This is a genomic window from Streptomyces sp. NRRL WC-3549 (assembly GCF_000721935.1).
Taxonomy (GTDB): Bacteria; Actinomycetota; Actinomycetes; order Streptomycetales; family Streptomycetaceae; genus Streptomyces.
Map to the genome: position 1 here is coordinate 48,957 of NZ_KL585405.1, position 5,025 is coordinate 53,981.

Annotated in this window: 4 protein-coding genes; all 4 read right to left on the bottom strand. The window is 70.7% G+C overall.

From position 1 onward, the window contains the following. Nucleotides 1-932, bottom strand: a 932-nt coding sequence (locus IH13_RS0118220) for a glycosyltransferase family 2 protein (RefSeq protein WP_037841693.1), incomplete at its 3' end; no start/stop codon positions are given. Between the two features lie 205 nt (nucleotides 933-1,137). Then, nucleotides 1,138-2,055 carry a carbohydrate ABC transporter permease gene (locus IH13_RS0118225; protein ID WP_031085744.1) on the bottom strand — a complete coding sequence of 306 codons (918 nt, stop codon included), beginning with the start codon at nucleotides 2,053-2,055 and terminating at the stop codon, nucleotides 1,138-1,140. Further along, nucleotides 2,052-3,422, bottom strand: a complete 1,371-nt coding sequence (locus IH13_RS0118230; protein WP_082317635.1) for a carbohydrate ABC transporter permease — start codon at nucleotides 3,420-3,422, stop codon at nucleotides 2,052-2,054. The genes IH13_RS0118225 and IH13_RS0118230 overlap by 4 nt, the downstream gene beginning before the upstream one ends. Before the next feature lie 4 nt (nucleotides 3,423-3,426). Then, nucleotides 3,427-4,791, bottom strand: a complete 1,365-nt coding sequence (locus IH13_RS0118235) for an ABC transporter substrate-binding protein (RefSeq protein WP_031085748.1) — start codon at nucleotides 4,789-4,791, stop codon at nucleotides 3,427-3,429. Between the last annotated feature and the right edge of the window lie 234 nt (nucleotides 4,792-5,025).

Below are 5,025 nucleotides of genomic sequence, written 5' to 3' on the forward strand. Positions count from 1 at the left end.
CCGCCCAGCCGGAAGAGGGCGTGCCGCAGCCGGGCGCGCCTCGGTACGGCCGCGCCCGGGGCGCGGTAGCGGCGGTAGTGGGCGCGGGCCCGGCGGAAGAACTGCGCCCGGGTGCCGCGGGGGAGCCGGCCGTGCGAGGTGTACAGCGTGGAGAAGTGGTCGAGCATCCGGCGGAACATCACCGGGCGCCACACGTCGAGTTCGGGGCGGGCGTCGATGAACGCGAACACCCGGTCGTACTGGTCGAAGACGTCGAAGTGCCTGCGGGAGGTGGTGGAGAGGATGTTGCCGCGTCGCCGCTGCCGGTAGCCGACGCAGACGGCGTCCAGGACGGCGATCGAACCTGCGGCCATCAGCACCGGGTAGGTCCAGGGGGTGTCCTCGTAGTAGCCGGGCGGGAAGGTGAACCCTTCCTCCTCGATGAACTCCCGGCGGTAGGCCTTGTTCCAGACGACCATGAGGACCTTGAGCAGTCCGGGCCGGTCCGCCAGCCGGAAGGAGGCCGGCCCGCCCTCGTCCAGGCACCGGGCGAAGGTGTTGCGGACGCTCTCGCCGGACCAGTACGTGCGGGCGTAGTCGTAGACGAGGACGTCGGGGCCGCCGGTGGCCTCCAGGCGGTCGGCGACGGTCTGCAGCGCCTCGGGGGTGAACGTGTCGTCGCTGTCCAGGAAGAGGAGGTAGTCACCGGTGGCCCGGGCCATCCCGGCGTTGCGGGCGGGCCCGAGACCGACGTTGCGGGGGAGGTGGACGGCCCGGACCCGGGGGTCGCGGGCGGCGTACTCGTCGGCGATCGAGCCGCAGGCGTCCGGTGAGCAGTCGTCGACCACGATGACCTCGTAGTCCTTGAACGACTGGTTCAGCACGGAGTCGAGGCACGCGTGCAGATACGCCTGGACCCGGTACGCGGGCACGATGACACTGAACCGGGGCACAACACTTCCAGGGGTTCGCTCGCGGGAGGGCAGGTGGCCCGCAAACGGCCGATGGAGTGACTTGGTTACGCCGAATGTGGCGTCCGGGAGAAGCCCGAGGTAGGGCGGCCCGAACAGGGGTGAACGAGTCGGCCCGGTGTTGACGAACGTCTGTGCTGCCGGGTGTGGTGAGGGGTGCGGCCCCCGGGGGGCCGCACCCGCGGGGTCACTTGACGGCCCCGGCCATCACCCCGGAGACGAACTGCCGCTGGAAGGCGAAGAAGACCGCCAGCGGGATCACCATGGAGACGAAGGCGCCCGGGGCCAGGACGTCGATGTTGTTGCCGAACTGGCGGACCTGCTGCTGGAGCGCGACGGTGATCGGTGGCGACCCCGAGTCCGCGAAGATCAGCGCGACCAGCATGTCGTTCCACACCCACAGGAACTGGAAGATACCGAGCGAGGCGATGGCCGGCCCGCCCAGCGGCATCACGACCCGGGTGAACAGCCGGATCTCGCCCGCCCCGTCGAGACGCGCGGCCTCCAGCAGCTCGCGCGGGATCTCGGCGAAGAAGTTCCGCAGCAGGAAGATGGCGAACGGCAGGCCGAACGCCGTGTGGAAGAGGATCACCCCGAGGGTGGTCTCGAAGATCCCGACGGCCCCGAAGAGTTCCGAGACCGGGATCAGCGCGACCTGCACGGGCACCACGAGCAGTCCGACGACCACCAGGAACCACCAGTCGCGGCCGGGGAACTCCATCCAGGCGAACGCGTATCCGGCGAACGAACCGAGCACCACCACCAGGAAGGTGGCCGGGACGGTGATCAGCACGGTGCTGACGAGCGAGTCGGTGATCGCCGAATTGCTCAGCAGCCGCTCGTAGTTGTCGAAGGTGAGCGCGGAGGGGGCGGTGAGGACCTTCCACCAGCCGGTCGCCGCGATGTCGTCCGCGCTCCGCAGCGAGGAGAGCAGCAGCCCGACGGTCGGCATCAGCCAGAACAGCGCCACCAGCAGGAGGACGACCCGCACGGCCCCGCCGCCGGCCCGGGCGGCGATCCGTGCCGCGAGGGCCGGCCGGGGCTTCACCGGCACCGCCGCGGCGCCGGGAGCGGGCCCGGTCTTCACCGGTTCGGTCGTGGTCATCGGCGCCCCTCCTTCCGTATCCGGCGGATGTTGACGAGCATCATCGGGACCACCAGCAGCAGGAGGAGGACGGCGATCGCGCTGCCGATCCCGAGGTCGGCGTCCGTGCCGAAGGAGGACCGGTACAGCTGGAGCGCCAGGACGTTCGCGTCGTCCTGGGAGGAGCCCGGCGCGATGATGAAGACCAGGTCGAAGACCTTCAGTACGTTGATCATCAGGGTGACCAGCACCACCACCAGCACCGGGGCGAGCATCGGGACCGTGATCCGGCGGAAGACCTGCCACTCGTTGGCACCGTCCACCCGCGCCGCCTCCAGGAGTTCGCGGGGCAGCCCGGCCAGGCCCGCCGCGATCAGCACCATGGCGAAGCCCGCCCACATCCAGACGTAGCTGCCGATGATCCCCGGGGTGACCAGGGCCGGCCCGAGCCAGTCGACACCGTTGTACGGCTCCCGGAAGTCGGACGCGGGCAGCCGGAGCAGGGCCCCGTCGGCGGAGGCGGGCAGGGTGAAGACCCCGTCCGCGCCGGCGGTGGCCGAGGCGACCACCTTTCCGTCCCGGACGGCCTCGACCGTGATGCCCTTGAGGCCGAGCTCCTCCGGGTCGACGACGTTGGGCTCGCCCCCGCCGCCCCGGGTGAAGTCGAGCCACGCGGTACCGGTGATCTTCCCGTCCGGGGCGGCGGGGGGTGTCCTGGCCGGCCGCGCGTCACCGGGCATCTTCGCCGGGGCCACCCCGACGAGCGGCAGCAGGGCCGGTACCCCGGCCCGTACCGGTTCCTTGGTGACGAAGGAGCCGCCACCGCCCGCCTTCAGCGGGTGGGCGGGCAGCGGGTGCGCCTTGGGGAAGCCGGACGACTCGGCGAACGTGTCGTGCACGCCCACCACCACCGCGTTGGCGACCCCGCGCTCCGGAGCCTGGTCGTAGACGAGCCGGAAGATGATGCCCGCGGCCAGCATCGAGATCGCCATCGGCATGAAGACGACCAGCTTGAACGCCGTGCCCCACCGGATCCGCTCGGTCAGCACCGCGAAGACCAGCCCCAGCGCGGTCGAGACCGTCGGGGCGAACACGACCCAGATCGCGTTGTTCTTCACCGCCGTGCGGATGGTGTCGTCGGTGAACAGCGCCGTGTAGTTGTCGACGCCCGCGAAGCCGGTGCCGGCCTGGTCGAAGAAGGACCGGTAGACGGAGTACCCGATCGGGTAGACGACGAGGGCGCCGAGCAGCACGAGGGCCGGCAGCAGGAACACCGCCGCCACCGCCCCCCGGGTGCCGGTCACGCTCCGGCGCCTGCCGGCGCGCCCATGGGGTTGCCTGTCGGCGGGGGGCGCCGCTCCGGCGCCCCCCGCTGTCGCTGTCGTCATCCCGTCAGCTCTTGTACGCCTTGGCCGCGTCGGACTCCAGCTTCTGCTGGGTCCCCGCGATGTCCTTCGGGTTCTTCAGGAAGTCCTGGAGGATCTTCCACTCCCCCTTCCCGGGCGTCCCGCCGAACGACTGCGGGGCCTGGTCGGACATGTCGAACCGGACGTCGTCACCGGCGTCGATCAGCGCCTCGGCCATCGTGCGCTGCACGTCGTCGGGGTACGCGGCCGTGTCCAGCGCCTTGTTGGGCGAGATGAACCCGCCGGCCTCGGCCCAGATCTTCGCCGCGTCGGTCGAGGCCAGCCAGGTCAGCAGCGCCTGGGCGCCCTTGCCGTCCTTGAGGGCCACGGCGGCGTCGCCGCCCGTCACCACGGGCGAGTCGGCGCCGACCGCCGGGAACGGGAACACCTTGGCGTCCGTACCGATCTTCGCCTTGGTCTGCGCGATGTTGACCGAGACGAAGTCGCCCTCGTACACCATGGCGGCCTTGGGCTGGTCGCCTCCGGTGAACGTCTGGGTGACGGAGGCCGGGAACTCGGTCTGCAGCGCCCCGTCGGCACCGCCCGCGATCAGCTCCGGCCTGCCGAAGAGCTCGGCGAGGGTGGTCAGCGCGTCCTTGACGGACGGGTCCGTCCACTTGATCTCGTGCTTCGCCAGCTGGTCGTACTTCTCCGGTCCGGCCTGGGAGAGGTAGACGTTCTCGAACCAGTCGGTGAGCGTCCAGCCGTCCGCGCCGCCGACCGACACCGGGGTGATCCCGGAGGCGGAGACCGTGTCGGCCGTGGCCAGGAAGTCCTTCCAGGTCTTCGGCTCGCTCGCGCCCGCGTTCTCGAACGCCTGGGCGTTGTACCAGACCAGGGACTTGTTGGCGGCCTTGAAGTAGACGCCGTACTGCGTGCCGTCGACCGCGCCGAGGTCCTGCCAGACCTGCGCGTAGTTCTGGCCGAGCTGGGCCCGCGCCTCCTGGCCGACGGGCTTCGCCCACTTCTTGGCCACCGCCTGCTGGATGGCGCCCACCTGCGGGATCATCGCGACGTCCGGCGGCTGGCCGCCCGCGATCTTCGTCCCCAGGAAGTTGACGATGGGGTCCTGGGCGGGGACGAAGGTGACCTTCGCGCCGGTGCGCTTCTCGAACTCGTCCAGCACCTTGGTGAAGTTGGCCTGCTCGGGGCCGGTCCAGACAGCCGCGACCGATATCTGCTCGCCGTCCAGTTCCGGCAGGTCGACGGTGGAGGCGCTGTCCTTCTTCGTGCCGGACCCGTCTCCCGCCTTGTCCTTGCCGTCACCGTCGCCGCCGCAGCCGGTCAGGGCCAGTGCCCCGACCGCGGTGAACACCACTGCCGCCCTACGCATGCGAAGGGTTGTGCGCATCCCTGCCCCGTCTCTCCTGCGCGCATGTGCGCGGACCGGCACCCACGGTGGGACCCCGCGGTGCCGCTCACGTCTCACATCGCGCGGTTCACGTCGTCCGTGCGCACAGGTCTACGCCGGGTGGCCGACGGCCGCAATACCGTGATCACGGCCAACTCGGTGATCGTGATGGGCTCGTGACGTTGCGTCAGTGCCAAGCGGCGGCGAGGCCTCAGGACGGGGACGGGACCAGCG

Coding starts and splice junctions, on each gene's coding strand:
- IH13_RS0118225 (WP_031085744.1), bottom strand. CDS start 2,055: ATGACCACGACCGAACCGGTGAAGACCGGGCCCGCTCCCGGCGCCGCG.
- IH13_RS0118230 (WP_082317635.1), bottom strand. CDS start 3,422: ATGACGACAGCGACAGCGGGGGGCGCCGGAGCGGCGCCCCCCGCCGAC.
- IH13_RS0118235 (WP_031085748.1), bottom strand. CDS start 4,791: ATGCGCACAACCCTTCGCATGCGTAGGGCGGCAGTGGTGTTCACCGCG.